The 21,766-nt window shown below is 72.0% G+C and carries 14 protein-coding genes; 6 read left to right on the forward strand and 8 right to left on the reverse strand.

Annotated features, from left to right (window positions below):
* Nucleotides 1-201: 201 nt before the first annotated feature.
* The 3 genes from WG209_RS23285 to WG209_RS23295 form a co-directional block, all read right to left on the reverse strand.
* The gene (locus tag WG209_RS23285) at nucleotides 202-3,996 is read right to left on the reverse strand and encodes a hypothetical protein (RefSeq protein WP_337177499.1); all 3,795 of its coding nucleotides are present in this window, start codon (nucleotides 3,994-3,996) and stop codon (nucleotides 202-204) included.
* Between the two features lie 70 nt (nucleotides 3,997-4,066).
* Complete coding sequence (locus WG209_RS23290; protein ID WP_337177500.1) at nucleotides 4,067-4,621, reverse strand: HAD hydrolase family protein; 555 nt, start codon at nucleotides 4,619-4,621, stop codon at nucleotides 4,067-4,069.
* Nucleotides 4,622-4,625: 4 nt separating this feature from the next.
* On the reverse strand, nucleotides 4,626-5,648 hold the full coding sequence (locus WG209_RS23295) for a KpsF/GutQ family sugar-phosphate isomerase (RefSeq protein WP_337177501.1): 1,023 nt from the start codon (nucleotides 5,646-5,648) through the stop codon (nucleotides 4,626-4,628).
* 1,163 nt (nucleotides 5,649-6,811) lie between these two features.
* Here WG209_RS23295 and WG209_RS23300 point away from each other — a divergent pair.
* From WG209_RS23300 to WG209_RS23315, 4 genes are all read left to right on the forward strand, one after another.
* Nucleotides 6,812-7,237, forward strand: a complete 426-nt coding sequence (locus tag WG209_RS23300) for a hypothetical protein (RefSeq protein WP_337177502.1) — start codon at nucleotides 6,812-6,814, stop codon at nucleotides 7,235-7,237.
* A gap of 14 nt (nucleotides 7,238-7,251) precedes the next feature.
* A complete protein-coding gene (locus tag WG209_RS23305; protein WP_337177503.1) occupies nucleotides 7,252-8,163 on the forward strand; it encodes an ATP-grasp domain-containing protein in 912 nt (303 codons plus the stop codon).
* Nucleotides 8,164-8,272: 109 nt separating this feature from the next.
* Nucleotides 8,273-8,959, forward strand: a complete 687-nt coding sequence (gene msrA, locus WG209_RS23310; RefSeq protein WP_337177504.1) for a peptide-methionine (S)-S-oxide reductase MsrA — start codon at nucleotides 8,273-8,275, stop codon at nucleotides 8,957-8,959.
* Between the two features lie 57 nt (nucleotides 8,960-9,016).
* Nucleotides 9,017-9,922: a glycosylase gene (locus WG209_RS23315; RefSeq protein WP_337177505.1), complete on the forward strand. Its 906-nt coding sequence runs from the start codon at nucleotides 9,017-9,019 to the stop codon at nucleotides 9,920-9,922.
* Nucleotides 9,923-9,940: 18 nt separating this feature from the next.
* Here WG209_RS23315 and WG209_RS23320 read toward each other — a convergent pair whose 3' ends face one another.
* The 3 genes from WG209_RS23320 to WG209_RS23330 form a co-directional block, all read right to left on the reverse strand.
* Nucleotides 9,941-11,077, reverse strand: a complete 1,137-nt coding sequence (locus tag WG209_RS23320) for a hypothetical protein (RefSeq protein WP_337177506.1) — start codon at nucleotides 11,075-11,077, stop codon at nucleotides 9,941-9,943.
* Nucleotides 11,074-12,801, reverse strand: a complete 1,728-nt coding sequence (locus WG209_RS23325) for a carbohydrate binding domain-containing protein (RefSeq protein WP_337177507.1) — start codon at nucleotides 12,799-12,801, stop codon at nucleotides 11,074-11,076. Before WG209_RS23325 ends, WG209_RS23320 begins: the two co-directional genes overlap by 4 nt.
* A gap of 83 nt (nucleotides 12,802-12,884) precedes the next feature.
* A complete protein-coding gene (locus WG209_RS23330) occupies nucleotides 12,885-14,834 on the reverse strand; it encodes a beta-L-arabinofuranosidase domain-containing protein (RefSeq protein ID WP_337177508.1) in 1,950 nt (649 codons plus the stop codon).
* A 150-nt stretch (nucleotides 14,835-14,984) separates the two neighbouring features.
* Between WG209_RS23330 and WG209_RS23335 the strand changes: the two genes are divergently transcribed.
* Nucleotides 14,985-16,211, forward strand: coding sequence for a cellulase family glycosylhydrolase (locus WG209_RS23335; RefSeq protein WP_337177509.1), 1,227 nt, complete (start codon nucleotides 14,985-14,987; stop codon nucleotides 16,209-16,211).
* Between the two features lie 24 nt (nucleotides 16,212-16,235).
* Here the strand turns inward: WG209_RS23335 and WG209_RS23340 are convergent, their stop codons facing one another.
* Together WG209_RS23340 and WG209_RS23345 are read right to left on the reverse strand one after the other, a co-directional pair.
* Nucleotides 16,236-18,323 (reverse strand): hypothetical protein, encoded by a 2,088-nt coding sequence (locus tag WG209_RS23340; RefSeq protein WP_337177510.1) that lies wholly within the window; start codon nucleotides 18,321-18,323, stop codon nucleotides 16,236-16,238.
* A gap of 49 nt (nucleotides 18,324-18,372) precedes the next feature.
* Entirely contained in the window at nucleotides 18,373-19,956 is a 1,584-nt protein-coding gene (locus WG209_RS23345) for an arylsulfatase (protein ID WP_337177511.1), read from the reverse strand.
* Nucleotides 19,957-20,052: 96 nt separating this feature from the next.
* On the opposite strand from WG209_RS23345, the gene WG209_RS23350 reads away from it, so the two are divergent.
* Nucleotides 20,053-21,402: a sulfatase-like hydrolase/transferase gene (locus WG209_RS23350; protein ID WP_337177512.1), complete on the forward strand. Its 1,350-nt coding sequence runs from the start codon at nucleotides 20,053-20,055 to the stop codon at nucleotides 21,400-21,402.
* The last annotated feature ends 364 nt before the right edge of the window (nucleotides 21,403-21,766 follow it).

The following is a 21,766-nucleotide window of genomic DNA, read 5'->3' on the forward strand; positions in this document are numbered from 1 at the left end:
CCCCCCCCGCCCCCGCCACAATAAAGCCGACCTCACCCGGGATGCGTCGCCGATCGCCCCCTCATCCGGCCTCCGGCCACCTTCTCCCACGAGGGGAGAAGGGATTCGTGTCTTGGCTCCACCGTCAGGGAGTTCGACGAAGCACCACCAAGGGAGAGGGGACATCGGTCGCCAGGCCGTCTCCCCCTCTTCCGGCCGCGGTCAGCGGCCGGAGCCGGAGAAGCCGCGGCGTTCGGCGGGGTTGGTGGGGGGGCGGAACGGCTTCTGACGCTTCTTCTCGCCCGCGTCGTCGCCGGCGCGCTTGGGGTCGACGACGGTCGGGCGGGTGCCGGTGCGCTCGTCGATCAGCCGCCAGACGCCGGGGTTCTTGACCTCCAACGCCCCGGTCTTGGGGTTGAGCTGGACGACGTCGGCGGTGCCGGGCGAGCCGGTCTGGCCGACGCCCCGCTGCTGGAGGATCTGGACGGATCGGCCCTCGGTCCCCTTCGCGAACGCCAGGTCGTTGAGCGAGTCGTAGCTCACGATATCGGCTTGCAGGGCGGAGTCGCGGGCCCGGATGTTGACGTCGTCCCACGCCTTGAGGAACGTCCGGCCGCCGGAGGTTGTCCCCGCGCCCGGGGGCGGGGGTTCGTTGATCACCCGCAGGATGTTGGACGTGATCGAGGTCACCTCCGCCGGCAGTCGGTCGGGGTTGAAGGTGTCGCGCTCGGTCTTCACCGGGCCCCGCATCGTCTCGACCGCGCCGTGGAACTCGGCCCAGCGCTGGTCGTCCACGTCGTTGGCCTTCCCCGTGCCGAACCGGCCGCGCATCTCTCCCTTGAACAGGATCTGGGTCAGGACCAGCGGCGCCAGCCTGGGCCGTTCGCCGTTGAGGCGTCGGGGGGCGTCGGGGCTGGCGGCGACCTTGTCGGCCGGCGCCTCGCCGTCCTCGTCGGCCCGGTAGGCGACCGGACGGACCGTCGGGCCCTCGGCGAGCGTGGCGTCGAAGCCCCCCTGCCCGCCCGCGTCGTCGCTCCGGTCGTACAGCCGGACCTCGCCGGGGCCGGGCGCCTTGAACAGCCCGGAGGCCCGGTCGTAGACGATCGAGAGCGCCTGCATCCGCTGGGCGTTGATGACCGCCTTCTGCTCGGGGTGGACCTTCCGCGAGATCACCAGCGCCGGCTGCTTGGCCGTCCCCTTGATCTCGATCATCGCCAGGTCGGCCTTCGGCTCGGGCTCGGCGGCCGGGTCGGCCCCGGCCGCGACGGGGGCGGCCCCGGGGGCGGGCGCGAGCTTGCCGGCGTCGACCAGCGGGACGGGGCGATCGGTGTAGAGGGTGAGGTGTTCCTCGCCGTAGAGGAGCGCGTCCTCCATCTCCGCGCGGGCCTTGCCGAAGAACTTGATCTTCGCGGCCGGGCGCTCGAGCGGATCCTGCGAGACGCCCTCGAAGACCATGCGGTCGGCCCAGGTGACGGTCAGCGGGACCTTGGCGGAAAGCTCCTTGCCGTTGCGACGGCCGGGCGGCTTCTGGGCGGCGGGCTCGCGGGGCGCGTCGGCGTCGTCGCCCTCGGCCGTGGCGTCGGCGACGCGGTCGGTGAGCGTGGCGCGGTCGACGAGCATGGTCAGCTTGCCCTGGCGGCCGTACGCCCGGACGAGGTCGAGCGCCTGGTCGACCTGGAGCGTCTCGGCGACGACGGTCATCTGATCGTTGCGGACGACGGCCGGCGGGGCCGTGGCGGGGTCGATCCCCCTGCCCTTGCGCGAGTACGGGTCGTGGTGGTAGAGGTCGAAGGTCGCCTTGCCCCCGGCGGCGGAGTGCAGCTCCAGCAGCTCGCCGCGGGCGTCCGTGCCGACGGCCTTGCCGACCCCGGCGGGCTGATGGATCCGGACCCCGCCCCGCATCACGACGTCGCGCAGCTCGTAACCCGATTCGCCCTCGGGCCTGGCGGCGTCGGCGGCGGCGATCTTCGGCCCGACCACGACGACGGCCTCGGCGGTGTCGGCCATGGTGGTCGTCCGGGGCTTCGCGGGCTGCTCGGCGGCCCCCGGCGCGGGCGTCGGGGTCGCGGCGGCCTTGGCCTTGGTCTCGGGCGTGGTCGCGGGCTCCGCGGCGGGGGCGGGCTCCGGCTTCGACGCGGCCGGGGCCGGCTTCGCGGGGGGCGCCTGGATGGCGCCGGTGACGAAGTCGACGTCCAGGTGCTCGCGGAAGCCGTAGTCGTGCTCGGCGTCGATCAGGTGGACGTTCTTGATGGCGCGCAGCCGGCGGATGTTGGGGATTTCCTGCTTCGGCGGCGCGGCCGGGTCGGGCTCCACGTAGGCGGCGGGGACCACGTCGCGTCCGTCGGCGGTCCGCTGGGGCTCGGCCTTCTTCGCGGGCGGGTTGAGGTAGGCGATGATGTAGTCGTCGGCGCCCAGCGAGGACTTGCCGACCCGGTCCTCGACGCGCGGGGCGCCCTTCAGGACCAGCACCTTGCCGGGCTCGACGCCCTCGGCGACGGCCTCGTCCTGGAGCCACAGCTGGTCGCGCCAGACGGCGGTGCGGGCCGGCGGGACGTCGCGCGGCGGGGCGTCGGCGGCGGAGCCGGGGCGGCTCTCCAGCAGGCCGGGGCCGTTGGCCACCAGGGCAATCCGGCCCCCCTGGTCGGTGACGGTGGCGTCGTTGCACCAGACGTGGGTGATCGCGCGGACCTGGCCGGCGTCGGGCTGGCCGACGGCGGCGACGTCGCGCTTCTCCACCCACAGCTTCTTGGGGCCGCCGCCGTTGAGGATGGTCGTCTTCTTGCCGGCGGCCGGATCCTCGTAGTGCAGCAGCTCCACGCAGCGGATCTTGATCCCCTGGGCCGGCGACTGGATCCAGACGGCGTGGCCGCTGAACTGGGCCCGCCGCAGTTGCAGCCCGCCGCCGGAATCCGGCTCGGCTGCCCCGTCGGCGGCGGCGAGCGCGCCGTCGGCCGTGGGCGCGGGGGGCCTGGGCTCGCCGGGGAGGAGCGTCAGGTGGAGCGTGTCGCAGTCGATCTGGTCGGGCAGCTCGTCGAGCTTGCCGCGACGGACGACGACGTTGCCCCGGAACTCCACGCCGGTCGGCAGCGGGGGCTCGGGGGGGCCCACGTCGGGCGTCGACGGCTTGCGCGGCAGCTCCACGACCAGCGGCCCCTGGCACTGGACGTCCAGCGGGATCGGCTCCCCCTTCTCGTCCCTGCCGGCGGTCGCGCTCACGCCGCCCCCCATGACGTCGGGCAGGACGTTGCCGCCGCCGCCGCTGTCGATGAACGTGGCGCGGACGTTCTTGAACAGCGTGATCTTCTGGGCGCCCTCGATCCCCGGGCCCCCCTTCGCCCCCTGCTCCGGGGGCTTCGTGGAGAGGCGGATCTCCAGCCCGGTCCCCGTGACCCGCAGGCCGCGGTCGACCAGGACGATGTCGGAGTCGCTGCGGATCACCTGGTTGACGCCGTCGTACTCGACCCGGTTGATCGGGCCGATGACCATGTCGTCGGACGGGTCGTCGGGCGTGCCGGCGTCGTCGCGGAACGTGACGTCGCGCTCCAGGACGGCGAGGTCGACGCTCACGGGCTCGGCGTTGGGCTTCAGGTCGAGGCTGAACGGCTTGTTCAGGTCGATGTCGGCCCGCTGGCTCGTCAGCATCCTGCGCCTGCCGCCGCCGGGGGGCTGGAGGACGACGGCCGCCGGCGAGACCTCGATGCGCTTGCCGTCGAACTTCACGCCGTCGCGCTCGGTGGGGCGCTCCAGGTGCGTCGTGAACAGCGCCAGGCCCTTGGAGGGGACCAGGTAGTTGTACACGTCGTCGCCGACGGTCCAGTGGTCGGCGCCGAACGACTCGGCCGCCATCCGCTTGACCATGACCTTGGTCGCCGAGTCGCGCGCCGCGAACTTCACCTCGTCGAAGGCGTGCGCCTCGCGCAGCCGGGCCGCCAGGAGCTGGAAGCCCTGGACGTACGCCAGGTGCGCGACCGCCAGCAGGCCGAGGACAGTCGCCGTCTTGAAGAGTTTCTTGAGCACGAATCGACTCGATGTTCCGGTACGTCGGTGACCCGGTCCCCAGCGTCTCGCCCGCCCCGTCGCGGCCCGCCTACGTCGCCGGCGCGAGGTACGGGCCGCAAGCGTCGTGCCACAGGCCCTGCGCCTTCAAGATCCGCTCGACGACCTCGCGGATCACGCCGGATCCGCCGGTCGCGACGGTCGTGACGTGCGCGGCCGCCCGCGCCTCCTCCACGGCGTCGGCCGGGCAGCACGCCAGGCCGACGGCCCGCATCGCCGGCAGGTCGATCAGGTCGTCGCCGATGTAGCAGACCCGATCCGCCGTCGCGCCGGACTCGGCCAAAAGCGCCCGCAGGGCCTCCCCCTTGTCGGCGATGCCCTGGACCACCCGGCCGATCCTCAGCTCGGCGGCCCGGCGCTCCACCACGGGGGCGGACCGCCCGGAGAGGATGGCCGATGTCTTGCCCGCCTTGTGCCAGAGGGCGAACCCCAGGCCGTCGCGGACGTGGAAGTTCTTCGACTCGACCCCGAGGTCGTCGACGATGATCCGGCCGTCGGTCATCACGCCGTCGACGTCGACCGCCAGGATGTCGATCCTCGCGCAACGGGCCTCGACGTCGGCCGGGCGGACAGGCTGGCTCGCCATCGGCTCACTCCTCGAAGTCTTCGGGGGACGCCCCGATCAGGTCGGTGACGTCGATCAGGCCCAGGAGCCGCCCCTCGGCGTCCACGACGGGCAGCTCGCTGATCTTGCGGGCCTTCATCAGCTCGACCGCCTCCCCCAGCATCGCGCCGGCCGTGGCGCGGAGCGGGTTCGCGGTCATCACCTCGCCGATCGGGCGGTCCAGCTCGTCCTCGCGCCGCTTCTCGAACAGGCGGACGAGGTCGCTGTCGGTGAAGATGCCCAGCAGCATGCCCCGGTCGTCGCGGATCAGCACCGCGCCGGAGCGTCGCCGGGGGCCGGCCAGGCGGATGAACACCTGGCGGACGCTCTCCTCGGGCGCGGCGAGGCGGACGTCGCGGCCGGTCCGCATCACGTCCTCGACGCGCGTCAGCCGGCGGCCGAGGTTCCCCGCCGGGTGGTACAGCGCGAAGTCCTCGGGGGTGAACTCGCGCATCCGGGCGACCAGGAGCGCCAGGGCGTCGCCGACGGCCATCATGGCGGTGGTGCTGGCGGAGGGCGCCAGGCCCAGCGGGCAGGCCTCCGGCACGTTCCCCATCGCGATGCAGACGTCGGCGGCGCGGCCGAGCGAGCTGGCGGCGCGCTCGGTGATGGCGACCAGGCTGGCGCCGATCCGGCGCACGGTGGGGAGGAGCCGCAGCACCTCCTCGGTCTCGCCGCTCTGCGAGAACGCCAGCACCACGTCGCCGTCGCGGACGCGGCCGAGGTCGCCGTGGACGGCCTCCGCGGGGTGCAGCGGGTAGGCCCTGGTGCCGGTGGAGGCCAGCGTGGCGGCCGTCTTCTGCCCCACCAGCCCGGCCTTGCCCATGCCGGTGACGATCACGCCCCCGCGGCAGTCGTGGACCAGCCGCGAGGCGCGGACGATCGAGCCGTCCAGCCGATCGCGCACCGCCGCCAGCGCCCGCGCCTCGTCGCGTAGCACGCGGCGGGCGAACGCCAGGGCCTCGGCCTCGCTCGCCGGGGCCGACGTCGCTTCGGAGATCGTCGCCATGCTGGGCCTCCCTGCCCCGCCCGAGGCCGCGAGCCCGACGTCGAACCGGGCCGGACCTTCGAGCGGCCGAACCATAGCCCATCCCCCGAGGACCGTCAACGGGGACTCCGGGGACGCCGCTCCCCGACCCTCCCCGCTTCCCCCGTCGGTCCCTCTTATCGTCCGCCCGCCCTCCGGAACTTGGGACGATCGTGGAAGGAATGGGGAAATCGGCGGCCGCCGCAATCCACGTCGAGATGCGCGATGGCCGAGAGTTGCGCGGCGACGCGCGGCCGGTTATGCCGAGGGTTTGTAAAATCGACACGGCGGCCATGCAGTTTTTACTCAAGTCGTCCGGCGATTCGCGAACGCCCACCCTCCCCCGCCGCGGTGCAAGGCTGGCCGCGCGGCCTTCGGTCAGGGTGATGATGAGCGCATGGGCAGGGTATGAGACACGCCGCCCCCGGAGCCTCGGAAATCCCGGCCGCGTTCTCGCTTGGCCTCCCCTCATCCGGCCTTTCGGACCACCTTCCCCCGCGAGGGGAAAGGGCTTCTTAAATCTCTTCCCCCCTCGCGGGGGAAGACAGACCGCGAAGCGGTTAGATGAGGGGGACGACGAGCAAGGACACTTCTGGAGTTCGGAGACCATCCTTTCGGACGCCGCGAATCCCGCCGGCCTTCCCGAATCTCCACCAACGAGAAATAAAATCGGGAAACATGAAATCGCCGACCCCTCGCCGCGGAGCATGCCAGAGATCGTGGCTCTCGCTCCTTGGCATCCTGGAATCGGTTTGACGGGCGCGGGAAGAGCGCCGCGACGGAATCGCCGCCTCGATTGCGGGGCGTCCGGTCCACGTCGCGCGGCCCCGCGCGTCGCCCGGACCCGCGAGCGTCCCGGCGGCGAGCATGCCGCCGATCACCGTCGGGAGGAGGGAAGAAATGCATTCGATAATGACGAACGAAGCCACCAGGATTTGGTCGTAAACCGCTTCTGGATGGAATGATCCGCGAAATCTCGTGGAGTCGCCGGCGCGCGAACGAAGCCAACTCCGTCCGGCCCCGCGTCTTGGGCGTGTCGATGGATTTCGGCGGCGGACCCCCTGGCGCCGACGCCATTTGACGGACGTCGATCGCGCCGAGTACGCTGGGGTTCCACCCGTGGCGGAAGACGTGAGGGGGCCGCGATGAACAAGGCGTTGGGGGCATTCGCCGCGACGGTCGTGATCCTGGCCGCGCTCGCCGCGTGGCCGTCGGGCCGCGCCGGGGACGTCGCGTCCGTCGCGGATTGCGACCCCCTGGCCACCTCGCCCGAGTTCCCGACCCCGCTGGAGGCCCTCGCCGGGGCCCACGTCCTGGACCGCGACGGCATCGCCCGCGAACGCCTCGTGGTGGAGGCGGCCCGGGACTACGCCAACGCCCGCCTCAACTGCACCGTCGATCCCTCCTCCCCCGCCTGGACCACCAGCCTCTGGCGCGAGGGGGGCGGCGGCTGGCGCGTCGCCTTCCGGACCATCATCGCCGTGGTCCCGGACCACCCCCGCGTCTACCTGATCGCCGTCGAACTCGACGACGACGCCCGGGCCCTGGGCGCGAACGTCCTCTTCCGCTGAGACGGAGGCGCGGGATGCTCGTCGTCTTCTGCCGCGACCCCCTGGAGCCCGCTCGGCCCGATCGGAGCTTCCAGGCCGAGATCGACGCGGTCGCCGCGAAGGGCGTCGGATCCGTGCTCATCGACCACGACGCCCTGACCGGGGGCGAACCCCTCTCGCGGGTCGTCCGCGGGATCGCCGCTCGCGAGACGCCGGAGACGGCCGTGTATCGCGGCTGGATGCTGACGCCGGAGCGATACGAGACGCTCCATGACGCCCTCCTCGATCGCGGCGTCCGCCTCGTCAACGACCCTCGCCAGTATCGCGCGGGCCACCACCTACCCGGCTGGCATGGGGCGGTCGAGGGCCTGACGCCTCGCTCCATCTGGCTGACCGGAGACCTCGCCCCGCATCGGGCGGCCGACGCCGCGGCGGCGAACTTCGGCGACGCGCCGTTGATCGTCAAGGACTTCGTCAAGAGTCGGAAGCACGAGTGGGCGACCGCCTGCTTCATCCCCTCGGCGAGCGACCGCGAGGCCGTCGCGCGGGTGGTCGGGACGTTCCTGGAACTCCAGGGGGACGACCTGGCGGGCGGGCTGGTCCTCCGCGAGTTCGTCGAGTTCGCGCCGATCGGGGCCCATCCCAAAAGCGGGATGCCGATCGTCGACGAGCATCGTATCTTCTGGCTCGACGGCGCGCCGATCTTCCAGTCTCCCTACTGGGAGGGCGTCGCCTACGACGGCGAGCCGCCCGACCCCGGCGCGTTCGCCGAGGCCGCCGCGCGCGTGCCGAGCCGGTTCGTCGCCATGGACGTCGCCCGTCGGCGCGACGGCCGGTGGACGATCGTCGAGATCGGCGACGGCCAGGTCTCCGGCCTCCCCCGCGACTCCGACGCCCCGCCGTTCCTCGAAGCGCTCGCGGCGAGGCTTGGCGCGGGGCCGGAATAGGCCGAGGACGGGATTCGGGGGTGGAAACCGCGGCGTCCGCGGCGACAATGGTCCTGGTCGGGGGTTCGCGCCCCATCCCACCACCAACCCTGGAGAGGAGCGGAGACGGATGAGCACGCTTCAATTGATCATGGGCTTCGGCCTGGCGTTCTCGCTGGCCTTCGCCGCGGACGCCGCGCGCGGGCAGGAGGCGAAGGAGGGCGAGAAGGCGGGCGAGCCGAAGCTGGAGGAGGCGACCTTCGGCGGGGGCTGCTTCTGGTGCACCGAGGCGTTCTTCGAGCGGCTGCCGGGGGTGAAGTCGGTCGTCTCGGGCTACTCGGGCGGCAACGTGCCGAACCCGACGTACCAGATGATCGGCACCGGCCTGACCGGCCACGCCGAGGTCATCCAGATCACCTACGACCCCGCCGTCATCTCGTTCGACACGCTCCTGGACTACTTCTGGGCCGCCCACGACCCGACCACGGTCGACGCGCAAGGGCCCGATTACGGCCCCCAGTATCGCTCCATCATCCTCTATCACTCCGAGGAGCAGCGCGAGGCCGCCCAGAAGTCCAAGGACGCCCTCAACGCCAGGCGCGCCGGCAAGTCCCCCGCCGTCACCGAGATCGTCCCCTTCGAGGCCTTCTACCCCGCCGAGGGCCACCACCAGGACTTCGCCCGCAAGAATCCCGGCCATCCCTACGTCCAGACCTTCGTCGTCCCCAAGGTGGCCAAGGTCAAGGCGAAGCTGAAGGCCGAGGCCGCGAAGAAGGCCAAGGATGATTCCGCGAAGGAAGAGGCGAAGTCCGAATAAGGGGCCTTCGATCGATCGGAGTCGGGCTCGCGGCGGGCGACACGAGAGGAGCACGGGATGAGGCGATGGCGGATCCGGGCGGCGTTGCTTGCCGTCCTGCTGGGCGCGGCGAGTGGCGCCGGGGCGTTCGAGGAGCCGTGGGCGTTCGCGAAATGGAAGCCCGTCGGCGACGGACCGGTCTTCGCCGGGACGGGCGAGGCGACCTGGGACCATCGCATCCGCGAGCGCGGCTTCATCCTCCCGGAAGACGGCCGCTACACCCTCTGGTACTCCGGATACGACCGCGACCGGCCCCTGACGATGTCGCTCGGCCGCGCCGTCTCCGACGACGGCGCGACCTGGCGGCGCGACGACCGCAACCCCGTCTTCCGCGACGCCTGGACCGAGGACGTCTTCGTCGTCCGCGACGGCGAGGGCTACCTGATGTTCGCGGAAGGCCGGGGCGACATCCCGCATCGGCTGACCTCGGCCGACGGCGTCGACTGGATCGACCACGGCTCGCTCGACGTCCGCAAGGTCGACGGCTCCCCCATCGAGCCCGGCTCGTTCGGCACCCCCACCGCCTGGCTGGAGGACGGCGTCTGGCATCTCTTCTACGAGCGCGGCGACATGGGCGTCTGGCTGGCCACCAGCCGCGACATGAAGGTCTGGACCAACGTCCGCGACGAACCCGTCCTGGCCCGAGGCCCCGAGCCGTTCGACCGCGCCCAGGTCGCGCTCAACCAGGTCGTCCGCCGCGACGGCTGGTACTACGCCTTCTATCACGCCCTGGCCGACGTCGCCGTCCGCGACTGGACCACGAACCTCGCCCGCTCGCGCGACCTGGTCCACTGGGAGAAATACCCCGGCAACCCCATCATCGGCGACAATCGCTCCAGCGCCATCCTCGTCCCCACCCCCCAGGGGGACCGCCTCTACACCATGCACCCCGACGTCCGCCTGTTCGAACCGGCCGAGGAGTGACGGTGCCGACGGGGAAGGCTACTCGTCGCCCGTCCGGAAGACCTGGTGCCAGTCGGACCATCCCGCGTCCGCCGCCTCTCCCCCGAGCGGGCGGACGCGCAGGGCATGCGACGTGTCGGCGGCGAGTCGGTCGGCGCCGGCGAGCGGCCCGGTGAATGTGCCGGATTCCGCGTCGACCGTCGCCCGCGTCGCGCCGACGACGGGCTTCGATCGCCACACGACGACGCCGTCGTCTCCCGCGACCTCGACCTCCCAGCCGTCGCGGGCCGCCTCCGGCGCGGGGCCTCCCAGGAGTAGCACGGGTCGTCGAGGCGTCACGACGGGCCCGATCGGCCGGGTCGAGATCGCGAACAGGTCGAGCCAGCGCGTCTGGTCGACGGGCGACCCCTCGTTCCAGTAAGACTCCAGGAACAGGGCGTTGAGGCCGTGCCCGTCGTAGCGGCCCCGCCAGTCGAGCCCCGTCCGCTCCGCTTCGAGCCGGCCGTCGATCCAGAGCTGCATCAGGCCGTCGCGCTCGCCGGGGGTGTTCACCTTCACCCGCGCCTCGACGCGGACCCACCAGCCCGACTCGGCCGGGACGCTGAAGGGGAACCTGGCCGTGGGGCTGTTCCCGAGCCATCGCAGGCGGGGAAAATCGTTGTAGCGGGTCGTGACCACGCGGTCGTCGCGGACGCCGCTGGCGGGGTCGAGCGTCAGCGTCTCGCCGCTCGTCCAGACGTGCCCGATCATCGCCTGAGTCCATCTCGGGGAGGTGATCGACGTGATCCGCGAGAGCTTGTCCTCGCCCCCGCCGGCCCAGCCGGGCTGATGCCTGACGTAGACGCGCCAGTAGACGTCGTCGAACGTCTCCCCCCGTCGGACGACGCGGCCGGTCGGGCTGTCGCCGAAGAAGACCTTGCGGTTGCCGGACCCCCGCTCCCCCTTCCCGTACCGGCAGGCGATCGACCGCCCCACGCCCCCGAAGGCCACGCGGTCGTCGAGTCCGCCCTCGGCCTCGGTGTAAGGCTTCTCCGGGCCGTCGAAGTCATCGAACCAGATCACCGCCGGGTCGTCGGCCTGGGGCTGGCGGGCCAGAGCCGAAACCGAGTCGATCCGCAACGACGACCCCGATTGCGCGACCAGCGCCGCGGCGAGGCAAGCCCCCAGGAATGTCATAGCGTCTTCCTCCCATCGTCCGTCGGTCGCCCCGCCATCGCCCGGCCGTATTCTTCGAGGAGCCAGTATTTCCGCTCCCAGGTGGTGTACATGAAGCCGTCGACGCCCCGAACGCCCCGCGCGGCGGCGTCCCAGCGGGTGAACCCGGAGAGGTCGTCGACGTCGTAGTAGCCGGCGAGGATCTGGCGGTGGCCGCGATCGGCGAAGAAGGCCAGGCTCTCGGCGGCCTTCCCGGAGTTCCAGTTGGCGACCGTCACTCGCGGCGGCAGGCCCAGCCAGGAGCCCTCCAGCGTGCCGTTGACGAGGTAGTAGGGGCCGGCGACCGCGTTGTGCGTCGGGTCGAACATGTCCGACCAGACGACGATTTGGCAACCCGGCGCGACCTCCTCCAGGATCGCCGCGCACCGCTTGACGTTGTCGGCCAGGATCTCGCCCGAGGTCAGCCCGCGGTCGAGGCACGAGCGGTCCCAGTTCAGGCAGCGGATCTCGTCATGACTCATGAAGAAGGTCCGGGGGCGGAATAGCTCGTTCACGCGCCGGGCCTGGTCGCGCAGGAGCGTCTCGACCTTGGGGTCGCTGGGGCAGCACATCACCTGCGAGCCATGCACGGCGACCGGGTGATGCCAACTCACGCGGAGCTTCTGGCCGTCGCGGATGCGACCTCCGGCCGAGACGCGGACCGGCGGCCCGTCGTGGGAGAAGGAGTATTCGCCGTCCCAGGGGACGCGGCCGAGCTTCGGGTCGGATACCGGCTCGAAGTCGCGGCCCTCCTCGTATGTCGTCCTCCCGTCGTCGGAAGTCACGACCAGTGGGCAGCCATCCCGGCGCAGGACGTTGGCGAGGCCCATCGGCTCGACGGCCACGTCATCCACCCAGACCCTCCCCCCGGACGGCGCCCAGAGGCCGATATAAGCGTTGACCTTCGTCTGGTCCAGGCTGTTGAAGACGACCTCGACCCGCTTCCAGTCCTGGTCGCTCGCGACGCCCCCCTCGAAAAACGTCAGCGCGCGGCCCCCCTCCCCCGCCCCGAGGATCAACAGGCGGAAGGACGCGGCCGGGCGCAGGCCCTCGGCCTTGACCCACGCCGAGAAGCGATACACGCGGCGAGGCTCCACGGCGATCGTCCGTATCGCGCGGCGGTTCGGCGACCCGCCCTTCGCCTCCAGCCGGAGCGACCGCCCGCCGGAATGGAAGACCGACCCGTCCACGAACGAGCCCGCGCCGGGGTCGTCCTGGAACGCGAACCCGTCCAGGCGATCGCCGCGAGCGTCCTCCATCCCGCCGTTGCCGTACAGCGGCGCCGCCGGGGGGATCGGCCGGGCCTCGCCCCCCCGGACGACGAACGGCGCGGCCTCGACGGGCATCCCCTCGGCGAGATTCGGGTCGTGGGCGAGCAGGCCCGACGAATATCCGATGGGGAAGACGGCCGGTATGATCTCGACCTCCTCGGCCTCGGCCGCCTCGCGCAGGCGGCGGACGTTGGCGAAGTAGCGATCCGGCACGCGGTCCAGGATGTTCAGCTTGTAATCGGCCAGCATCAATCCGTTGTAGCCGGCCTTAGCGGCTCGACGGGTCAGCGCGATCAGTTCGTCGGCCGCCTCGTCCACCTGGAGGTTCGTGGCGGAATAGAACCACCGTCGCTCGTAAACCGGCGCCTCGGCGCGGGCGGAATCCGCCGGCGCGAGCGCGAGGAAGGCCCAGACGAACATCCATCGCTTCGACATGTCTCGCCTCCCCGCGCCCGGCCGTCATCGTCCCGACGGCCCGAGGTTACGCCTCCCAAGCGTCATGGACAAGCCGTCGGGCTTCACTCCGTCGGCGGGCCGGTCCGGAACGAGTGCTCGCGCGTGAAGGCCGTCGGCGAGGCGTGCTCGACGCGGAGCCACGAGCGATAGCGCGAGCCGTCGGCGCCGGCGGAGGCGAAGTCGCACAGCCTGACCGTCTTGCCGTCGGCGGTCGTCGCCTCGGCGAGCACGATGGGCCGGGTCCGACCCGTCGCCTCGGTCGCGGGGATGACGCGCGCGGAGCGGGCGTCGATCGGCTCCGGGTCGTCGGGGCCGTTATCGTTCAGGCTGGCGTCATAGGCCAGCAGGACGGGACCGACGTAGAGCGAAGAACGGCCGGCCACGCCGCCCTCCCCCACCCAGACGCGCGGGCCCATGTCCAGCTCAAGCTCGATCACGTCGCCCGGATGCCATTCGCGATCGATCACATGATAAGTCGCCGGCTTGACGTCGGCCCGGGGGGCGCCGGCGACCGTCAGCTTGGTGGCCGCGGACCACTGCGGGATGCGGATGGAGAGCGGAAACGCCATCGGCCGGTCGATGCCCACCTTCACGACGACGCGGCCCGAGCGGGGATAGTCGGTCTCAACGTCGAGCCGGACGGGCGTGCCGTCCCCGAGGCCGGCGACGTGCTTCCCCGCGCCAAGCCAGTTGAGCGCGAGCCCGCCGGTCGCGGCGTCGGCCAGCAGCGCCCAACGCGAGACCAGGCCGATCCCCCGGGCGGCGTTCACGGAGCAGCAGTTCAGCTCGGGCGAGCCGGGGCGCGACTGGAAGACGATCTCGTGGTAATTCGCCTGGCGGACGCCGTCCATCGGCGTGTTGTATGTGCTCCAGCGGCCCGACGGCGACCACATCCCCAGCGCCGAGTTGATCGTGGACAGCTCCAGTTCGTCCGCGACGACCGGGTCGCCCGACTGCTTCAGCATGTCGACCGACATCGCGAGCCAGGCGATGGTGCAGCACGTCTCGATCGCGCCGGGGTGGTACGGGTCGCCCTGGGCCTGCTCGCCGGAGGAGAAGCCGCCGTTGTTGTGGCGGTCGAGCCTGGCGATGCTCCACCAGAGATTCGCGAACGCCTTCCGGCGGCCGGCGTCGTCCTCGATCCGCCCCAGCGTCGCGAGGGCCTGGATCGGGTGGAGACTCTCCCAGCGCGGCCTCGGCGTCCGGAAGAACTCTTCGCCGGCGCGTCCGAGGCGGTCGTAGTCCCCGGCCAGCGGCTTGCCGTCGGGGCCCGTCGCGGCGAACTCGTCGACGATCTGCCTCGCCAGCGCCAGGTACTTCGGCTCGCCGGTCTTCTCGTGCAGCAGGGCTAGGGCGTGGGCCGGCGCGAGGTTCATCTCCGTCCAACCCGTGTCGACGAGCCTGGGCGTCTTGTCGCCCAGGAACCGGTCGCAGAAGAGGTCGGCGATCCTGACGGCGGCGGCGAGCGCGGCGGGATCGCCGACGGCTTCGTGCCAGGTCATGAGGCCGAGCATCATGTGATAATGTCCCCAGGCATCCCACGTCGATCCGGGATTCCCCTGGATGTTCGGCGCCTGGCCGGTCAGCCGGTGATCCTTCGGGAACGGGCCGAAGTAGCCGTCGGCGTCCTGGAGCGGCAGCAGCGCCTTGACGAACCCGCGGAGCGAATCGCGCAGGGCGGGGTCGTGGGTGGCCTGATAAACGGTCGTCGCGCCGGTCAGGAACTTCCCTGCGAACTCGCCCGACCACGGCAGGAGGTCGCGATACGGCAAGCGGTCGCGATCGGCGAACATCGCCAGCATCGCGGGGTTGGCCCCCGGCGCCGGCAGCAGCCAGTTCGTCGTCACCGCGTCCAGGTACTCGCGCAATGGGCCGGACGGCTCGACCCTCAGCCCGGCCGGCTCGCGCAGCGGTCGGTCGGGCGGCGTCTCCGGGGGCGCGGCGAGCGCCGGGGCGGCCGCCGCGAGGACCAGCGGCAAGAGGAGGGCGAGGCGGCTCGGCTTCGTCGTCATGGCTTCGTCTCCTGGAGAGGGCCCGCGGGGGCGGATCGATCCCAACAGGATAGGCCGGACGCCGGGGGCGAACCAGGCTCGACCCGGCCGCCGAACCGGGGTAATGTCGAGGTCTCCCGCCAGCTAGCCAGCCCCGCCCCGAGGCCCGCCATGAATCGCCCGATCCTCGCGACCCTGATCGTCGCCGCCGCTTTCTCGACGCATGCGACCGCCGCCCCGCCCGTCGAGGGCTTCGTCTCGGCCGACGGCCCCGACCTTTCGCTCAACGGCCGCGCGTATCGGGCGGTCGGCGTCAACATCCCCCACCTGCACCAGATTTACATGGGGACCTGGTTTCATCTCGAACAGTTGTACGGCACTCCCGAGGAGGCGAGGGCAGCGGCCGTCGCGGCGGTGGAGGACGCCTCGCGGGGCGGCTTCGCGTTCATCCGGTTCTTCGCCGGCCCGGGCTACCCGATCGAGTCGGCTCGGCTGTACGAGAAGGACCCCGACGCCTACTGGCGGGGCATGGACGATCTGTTCGCGCTCTGCCGACGCCACGGCCTGCGGATCGTCCCCTGCCTGAATGTGGCGAGCCATCACGCGCGATTTGGCGAGCCCAGGCGGGCGATCCTCGACCCGTCCTCGAAGACCTGGCGAGGCGTCCGCCGCTACGTCGAAAAGTTCGCGGGCCGCTACAAGGACGATCCGATCATCCTGATGTGGGAGCTTGAGAATGAATTGATGCTCGCCGCCGACGTCGTCATGGAGGGCACCCCGATGAGCCCCCGCGCCGTCTATCCCGAGGGGGCCGTCGTCCGCGAGCGGGGCGAGCGCGAGGACTCGTTGACGTGGGACATGATCCAGAGGATCTATCGCGAGCAGACGGCGTTCCTCAAGGCGATCGACCCGAACCACCTGGTCACAAGCGGCGACGCGGGCGTGCGCCCCGAGGCGACAAGCCGTCGCGAGACGTTCCCCGACTTCCGATTCCGCGACGACACCTGGCGCGAGCACCTGGCGAACCAGCTCGCCGCGCAGCCCGAGCCGCTGGACGTCCTCAGCCTGCACCACTACGGCCCGGCCGACCCCGGCCCGAAGGGGTCGGGGCTGTCGTCGCTGGATCGGGCCCGACTCACCGCCCGCGCGGCCCGCGCCGCGCGGCTGCCGCTGTTCATCGGCGAGTTGGGCCAGGACGTCCCGACCTTCCGCTCCGACCCCGACGCCTCCTGGGCCCGCTCCTACCTCGACATGGCCGAGGAGGAGCGGATCCCGCTCGTCGCCCTCTGGGTCTGGCGATTCCCCTGGCAGCCCGAGCTGACCTTCGACGATCGCTCCCACCCGAAGCTCGTCGAACGCGCCCGCGAATTCAACCGGCGTCACGCCGGGATCGAGTAGAGATCGCCTGTGGTCGCGACGCCATTACGGGGCCGGCACGGCGCGGATGAAGGCCACGCCCCGCGATCCGAGGGACGCGATCACGCCGTCGGGGTTGTCCGGGTCGGGGGCCAGGGCCAGGATCTCCGACTCGCCAATCGAGGGGACGGCGGCGAACGATTCGACGGCCTTCGCGCCGAGGGCGGCCAGGCGTAGGCCGTGTTCCCCGCCGAGCCAGAGCCGGCCGAGCCCGTCGCGGACGAGGACGCTAGTCGGCTCCGCGGGATCCGGCAGGTCGACCTTCGCGAGGACCCCGGTGGCGGGCGAGTAGGCGCGCAGGCCGGCCTCGGTCGAGAGCAGGACGGAGCCATCGGTCCAGGCGGCCACTCCCAGGACCGTCAGGCCGTCGTCTCCCTCGCGGAGCAAGACGCGCGAGAGCCGTGGGGCGGAGTCGCCTTCGCCCGGGTCGAATCGCCACAGTTCGGGCTCGTGTTCGAATCGATCGAAGACCACCCACGGAGGGCCCTCGGTCGGGAGCGCGACGGCGTCGAAGGGGCCGTCCTGGGTCAATTCGACGACGCGTCGCCATCGCCCGTCGGAGAACCGGCGCAGCCAACCGAAGATGTCCGAGACCCACAGCGCGCCGTCGGGGGTCATGAAGACGGCCGCCGGATTGATGTAGGTGGTCTCTCGTCCCAGCACCACGGCGCGGCCCTCCTCGCGCCGGGCGGTCGCGACCGTGCCGGGCGAGACGCCGGAATCGCTGACGATGGCGATCGTCCCGCCGGGGCCGACCAGGACGCGGGTGGACGCCCAGGCTTCCAGGTCGCGTTCGAACTGGGGAGCGTCGTGGTCCGGGGCGATCTCGAAGGGGGGGCCGAGGTCCACGGCCCGCCAGCCCTCCGGTGTCAGCTTCCAGGCGGGGCTCTCGTCGTCCTCGATGAAGAGGAGGCCCTCGACGGTGTTCTCGATCCGGCGGACGTCCGACGCCCCGATCCGGCCGGGGATCCTGTGGGCGGTCGCCTTCGCGCCGTCGATCTGGATCAGGCCGTCGGACGCCGTCGCCAGGAGGACCGCCCCGCCCGGTCGCGTCGGCGGGAGCGCCGCGAGGACGGACGGGTACGCGCCCACGGCGTCGCGCCGGCCCCAGGTGTAGCGGATGCGGAGGCTGGCCGCGTCATCCCAGGTCGTCAGCCCCCGATCCACGCGGAAGGCATTGCTGTACGCCAGGATGAGCAGGCCGTCGCCATCGGGGATAATATGCGTGATGGGCATCTCCGGGCCGGGGGGGGCGGGGGCGTCCGGTTCGTGGATGTCCGGGCTCCCGTGGGCGAACAGGAGGCGAGGGGCGGGCTCGTCGACGCGAGCGATGAACGAGTCGGCGAACCCCATGTGCATCGTGCCGCCGAACGCCCAGATCTGGCCGTCGGCGAGCTGGGCGAATCCGTAGACGCCGCGCCAGTGGGGCTTGGCGTCGGGGGCGGGGTCGTTGGCCGGTCGTGGGGGAGGCGGTAGTTCGACGAACGTCCCGGCGCGAAGATCCACGCGCGCGACCCGCCCGCCCCACTCGCCCCGGTCGCCGCCGACCCAGAGCCGGCCCTCGCGGTCGACGAGGCAGGTGCTGATCGTGTTCCCCGTGTCGATGGCCCGGTTCGCGGTCGGATCGTGGACCGCTTTCCCGACGACGGCCACGATCCCGCCCCGGCCGTCGCCCGCCTCGGGGCTCCAGCCGATCCACCGGGGCTCCTCGGGGAGCCTGGCGATCTCGTCGAATTCGAGCGTCTCTGGGTCGATCCGGCCAATGCGCCCGTCGGCCAGGCCCGCGAGGGCGGTCCCGCCCTGGCCGTTCCCCAGGCACGCGACCTTCGCCGCGGCCTCGCGCTCCCGGGCCAGCCGGAGGTCCGGCCCGTCGAATCGGAGCAGCCGCCCGTCGGCCGTCGCGGCGAGGACGACGTCGCCGACCCGCGCGGCGGCCTCCAGGGCGTTGACCGGGCGATGGAGCCTAGTCTCCACGACGAGGCCGCTCGCCAGCCGGGCGGTCGCGACGGGAGGCTCGACGTATTGACCGCGGCCCGTGGTCGCCAGCCCGGCGAGCACCACGACGATGGCGAAACCGGTCGGCAACTTACGCATGCGGATGCTCCGCGGGGCTCGTGGCTTCAAGTTCGACCAACGGTGCCGCTCACTCGCCCCCGCTCGCCCCTTGCTGGCGGTATTCCGCGTCCAGCCGCGACCAGAGGTCGGCCAGCTCGCGGACCTTTTCGGGGTGCTCGGCGGCGAGATCGCGGGTCTCGGAGCGGTCGGCGGCGAGGTCGTACAGCTCCCAGGGCGAGCCCTCCCCGGCGGCGACGATCTTCCAGTCGCCCCGGCGCAGGCCGCGGTTCTTCTCGTGGCGGAAGTAGATCGCCTCGCGGTCGATCGGGACGTCGGCGGCGAAGGTGGGGGCGAGGCTCGCGCCGGGGAGCGGCGGGCGGGGCTGGTCGTCGATGCTCGTCGGCGGGGCGAGGCCGGCTAGCTCCAGGACGGTCGGGACGACGTCGACGAGGTGCCCCACCGCGCGGCGGATCTCGCCCCGGGCCCGGATGCCCGCCGGCCAGTGGGCGATCAAGGGCGTGGCGACGCCCCCCTCGTGGTTCCAGGCCTTGTGCAGCCGGAACGGCGTGTTCGAGGCCGTCGACCAGCCGGGGCCCAGGCACAGGAACGTCGCGGCGGAGCCCGGCGCCGCGGCCGGGTCGTGGCCGTCGCCGCGGATGATCTGCTCGGCGCTGGCGCCGTTATCGGAGGCGAACAGGATCAGCGTGTCGTCGATCGCGCCCGACGCCTCCAGCCGCGCCAGCACCTTGCCGATCTCGCGGTCCATCCGGTCGACCATCGCCGCGTGGATCGCCATCTTGGTCGCCTGGAATTCCTTCTCCTCGGGCGTCAGCGAGTCCCACGCGACGGCGTGGCCGACCTCGCCGGGGCCGATCCGGCGCTTCAGCTCCTCCTCCGTCAGGCTCCAGCTCGGGATCGTTCCCGGCTCGCGATCGGGGAGCGGGGCGTCGATCAGCCCCAGCTCGCGCAGGCGGTCCCGACGGGACTCGCGGATCGCGTCCCAGCCGACCGCGTATTTGGATCGATACTTCTCGATGTCTTCCGCCGGGGCCTGGAGCGGGAAGTGGGGCGCGGTGAAGGCGAGGTAGAGGAGGAACGGCTCGCCCTTGTGCTTGGCGTCGTGCTCGGCCAGCCACTCGACGGCGCGGTCGGCGATGGCGTTGGTGGTGTAATACCCCTCGCCGGGCTCCACGGGGGGGAGCGGTCGGTCGTCGATCCGGTGCGCCCTGGGGTTGAAGTTGCGGTCGTGATCCTCCAGGGCGTACGACCGCTCGAAGCCCGCCGCCAGCACCGGGCCGTCGATGTGCCACTTGCCCGAATGGTACGACCGATACCCCGCCGGCGCGAGCAGCCGCGGCAGGAGCGCCGCCCATCCGGGACGGGCGCGGCCGGGGTCGCGGTTGACCTGCTGGGCGTAATAGCCGGTCATGATCGCCGCGCGCGAGGGCCAGCACCGCGCCGTGTTGTAGAACTGGGCGTATCGCAGGCCGTTCGCCGCCAGGCGGTCCAGGTTGGGCGTCTCGATCTCGCCGCCGTAGCAGCCGAGGTCCGAGAACCCCATGTCGTCCGCCAGGATCAGCACGACGTTCGGCAGGGGGGCCCTCCCCTCCTCCGCCGCGACGGCGACCGCCGCGAGCGTCCAGGCCAGCAACGTCGACGTGATGAACCGCATGATCGACCCCTCGGGAAACGTGGTTGTCGCGTCGCTCGCCCGGCCCGGTCAAGATGACGGCGGGACTCGTCCATTCTCTCATGAAAAGGAGCGACGATGCGACGCCCGACCCTCTCCGCCGCGATCCTCGCCGCCTGGATCTCGCCCCTGCTCGCCGACGAGCCGACGGCCCCGCGCCCGAACGTCGTCGTCTTCCTGACCGACGACCAGGGCTACGGCGACCTCGGCTGCTACGGGTCGAAGGACCTGCGGACGCCGAACATCGACCGCCTGGCGTCGGAAGGCGCGCGGTTTACGGCGTGGTACTCGGCCGCGCCGGTCTGCTCGGCCTCGCGCGCGGCGCTCTTGACGGGGCTTTCGCCCCAGGCGGCGGGCGTTCCGGGGAACGTGTCGTCCTACCCGGGGCAGCCGGGGATGCCGGCCGATCGGGTCACGATCGCGGAGCGGTTGAAGCCGCTCGGCTACGCGACGGCCGCCGTGGGCAAGTGGCACCTGGGATCGGCCCCGGGCGCGACCCCCAACGGCCAGGGGTTCGACCGCTTCTTTGGCTTCTTCGCCGGCTGCGTCGACAACTACAGCCACACGTTCTACTGGGACGCCCCGCACGTCCACGACCTGCGCAGGGACGATCGCGAGGTCCACGAGGACGGGACGTACCTGACCGACATCCTCACGCGCGAGGCCGTGCGGTTCGTCGACGAGAACCGCGACGGGCCGTTCTTCCTCTACGTCGCGTACAACCTGCCGCACTATCCGCTCCAGGCTCCGCGACGGCTGGTCGAGCGGTTCGCCGGCCTGCCGGACCCCTCGCGGGCGCGCTACGCCGCGACGCTCGCCGCGGTGGACGAGAGCGTCGGCGCCGTGCTGGCGAGCCTGGACGAACATCGGATCGCCGATCGCACGATGGTCGTCTTCCTGAGCGACCACGGCGCGACGGCCGAACTCCGCGGCGACGGGCCCATCGGCGACAACGGCCCGTTCCGGGGCCGCAAGTTCAGCCTGTTCGAGGGCGGCCTACGCGTCCCCTGCATCGTCCGTCGCCCCGGCGTCGTCCCCGCCGGATCGACCCGCGACCAGGTGGCCTGCTCGACCGACCTCGCGCCCACGATCGTCGCCGCGGCCGGCGGATCGGCCGAGCCGGGGGCCTTCGAAGGCGCGGACCTTTCCGACGTGCTGGCCGCCGACGCCCCCTCGCCCCACGCCTCGCTGGCGTGGTCGTCCGCCGGCCAGGACGCCGCGCGCGAAGGCCGCTGGAAGCTGGTCCGCAACGGCCGCGACGACCAGAACCGCCCCATTGCCGGCCCCGACGCCCTGTTCCTCGCCGACCTCGAAGCCGACCCCGGCGAGACCAGGAACCTCGCCGCCGAGCACCCCGAGGTCGTCGAGCGGCTGTCGCGCATCCACGCCGAATGGGCGCGGGGGGTGGCGGAGAGAAAGGCGCCTTAAAATCGGCGAAGCCGAATCCAGTCGTCCCCTCTCCCGGGGGGAGCGGGCAGCCGCGCCAGCGGCGGGTGAGGATCGTCGGAGCACGGATGGAGCGACGGCCGCGCGAATCGCGAGCCGCCGCTATCCCTACGGTGCGACGGCCCTCACCCGGCCCTTCGGGCCACCCTCTCCCGTCGGGCTGACGACCCGACACTTATCCGGCGGCGGCACGTCGGGGCCGATCGTCCCTCGGGAACGCCGCCGGCTGCGAATGTCCCCCTTCTCCCCTCGTGGGAGAAGGTGCCCCGGAGGGGCGGATGTGGGGGCGCGCGGCCGGATGCCGCCGCGACGCCCCCCTCATCCGGCCTTCGGCCACCTTCTCCCA

Origin of the sequence: Paludisphaera sp., assembly GCF_037189885.1 — a bacterium.
GTDB lineage: Bacteria > Planctomycetota > Planctomycetia > Isosphaerales > Isosphaeraceae > Paludisphaera.

What these genes read in the sequence shown, in the direction of transcription:
- WG209_RS23315 (WP_337177505.1), top strand. Translation starts at nt 9,017, where the DNA reads ATGAGGCGATGGCGGATCCGGGCGGCGTTGCTTGCCGTCCTGCTGGGC.
- WG209_RS23325 (WP_337177507.1), bottom strand. Translation starts at nt 12,801, where the DNA reads ATGTCGAAGCGATGGATGTTCGTCTGGGCCTTCCTCGCGCTCGCGCCG.
- WG209_RS23305 (WP_337177503.1), top strand. Translation starts at nt 7,252, where the DNA reads ATGCTCGTCGTCTTCTGCCGCGACCCCCTGGAGCCCGCTCGGCCCGAT.
- WG209_RS23330 (WP_337177508.1), bottom strand. Translation starts at nt 14,834, where the DNA reads ATGACGACGAAGCCGAGCCGCCTCGCCCTCCTCTTGCCGCTGGTCCTC.
- WG209_RS23350 (WP_337177512.1), top strand. Translation starts at nt 20,053, where the DNA reads ATGCGACGCCCGACCCTCTCCGCCGCGATCCTCGCCGCCTGGATCTCG.
- WG209_RS23335 (WP_337177509.1), top strand. Translation starts at nt 14,985, where the DNA reads ATGAATCGCCCGATCCTCGCGACCCTGATCGTCGCCGCCGCTTTCTCG.
- msrA (WP_337177504.1), top strand. Translation starts at nt 8,273, where the DNA reads ATGAGCACGCTTCAATTGATCATGGGCTTCGGCCTGGCGTTCTCGCTG.
- WG209_RS23345 (WP_337177511.1), bottom strand. Translation starts at nt 19,956, where the DNA reads ATGCGGTTCATCACGTCGACGTTGCTGGCCTGGACGCTCGCGGCGGTC.
- WG209_RS23320 (WP_337177506.1), bottom strand. Translation starts at nt 11,077, where the DNA reads ATGACATTCCTGGGGGCTTGCCTCGCCGCGGCGCTGGTCGCGCAATCG.
- WG209_RS23295 (WP_337177501.1), bottom strand. Translation starts at nt 5,648, where the DNA reads ATGGCGACGATCTCCGAAGCGACGTCGGCCCCGGCGAGCGAGGCCGAG.
- WG209_RS23340 (WP_337177510.1), bottom strand. Translation starts at nt 18,323, where the DNA reads ATGCGTAAGTTGCCGACCGGTTTCGCCATCGTCGTGGTGCTCGCCGGG.
- WG209_RS23300 (WP_337177502.1), top strand. Translation starts at nt 6,812, where the DNA reads ATGAACAAGGCGTTGGGGGCATTCGCCGCGACGGTCGTGATCCTGGCC.
- WG209_RS23290 (WP_337177500.1), bottom strand. Translation starts at nt 4,621, where the DNA reads ATGGCGAGCCAGCCTGTCCGCCCGGCCGACGTCGAGGCCCGTTGCGCG.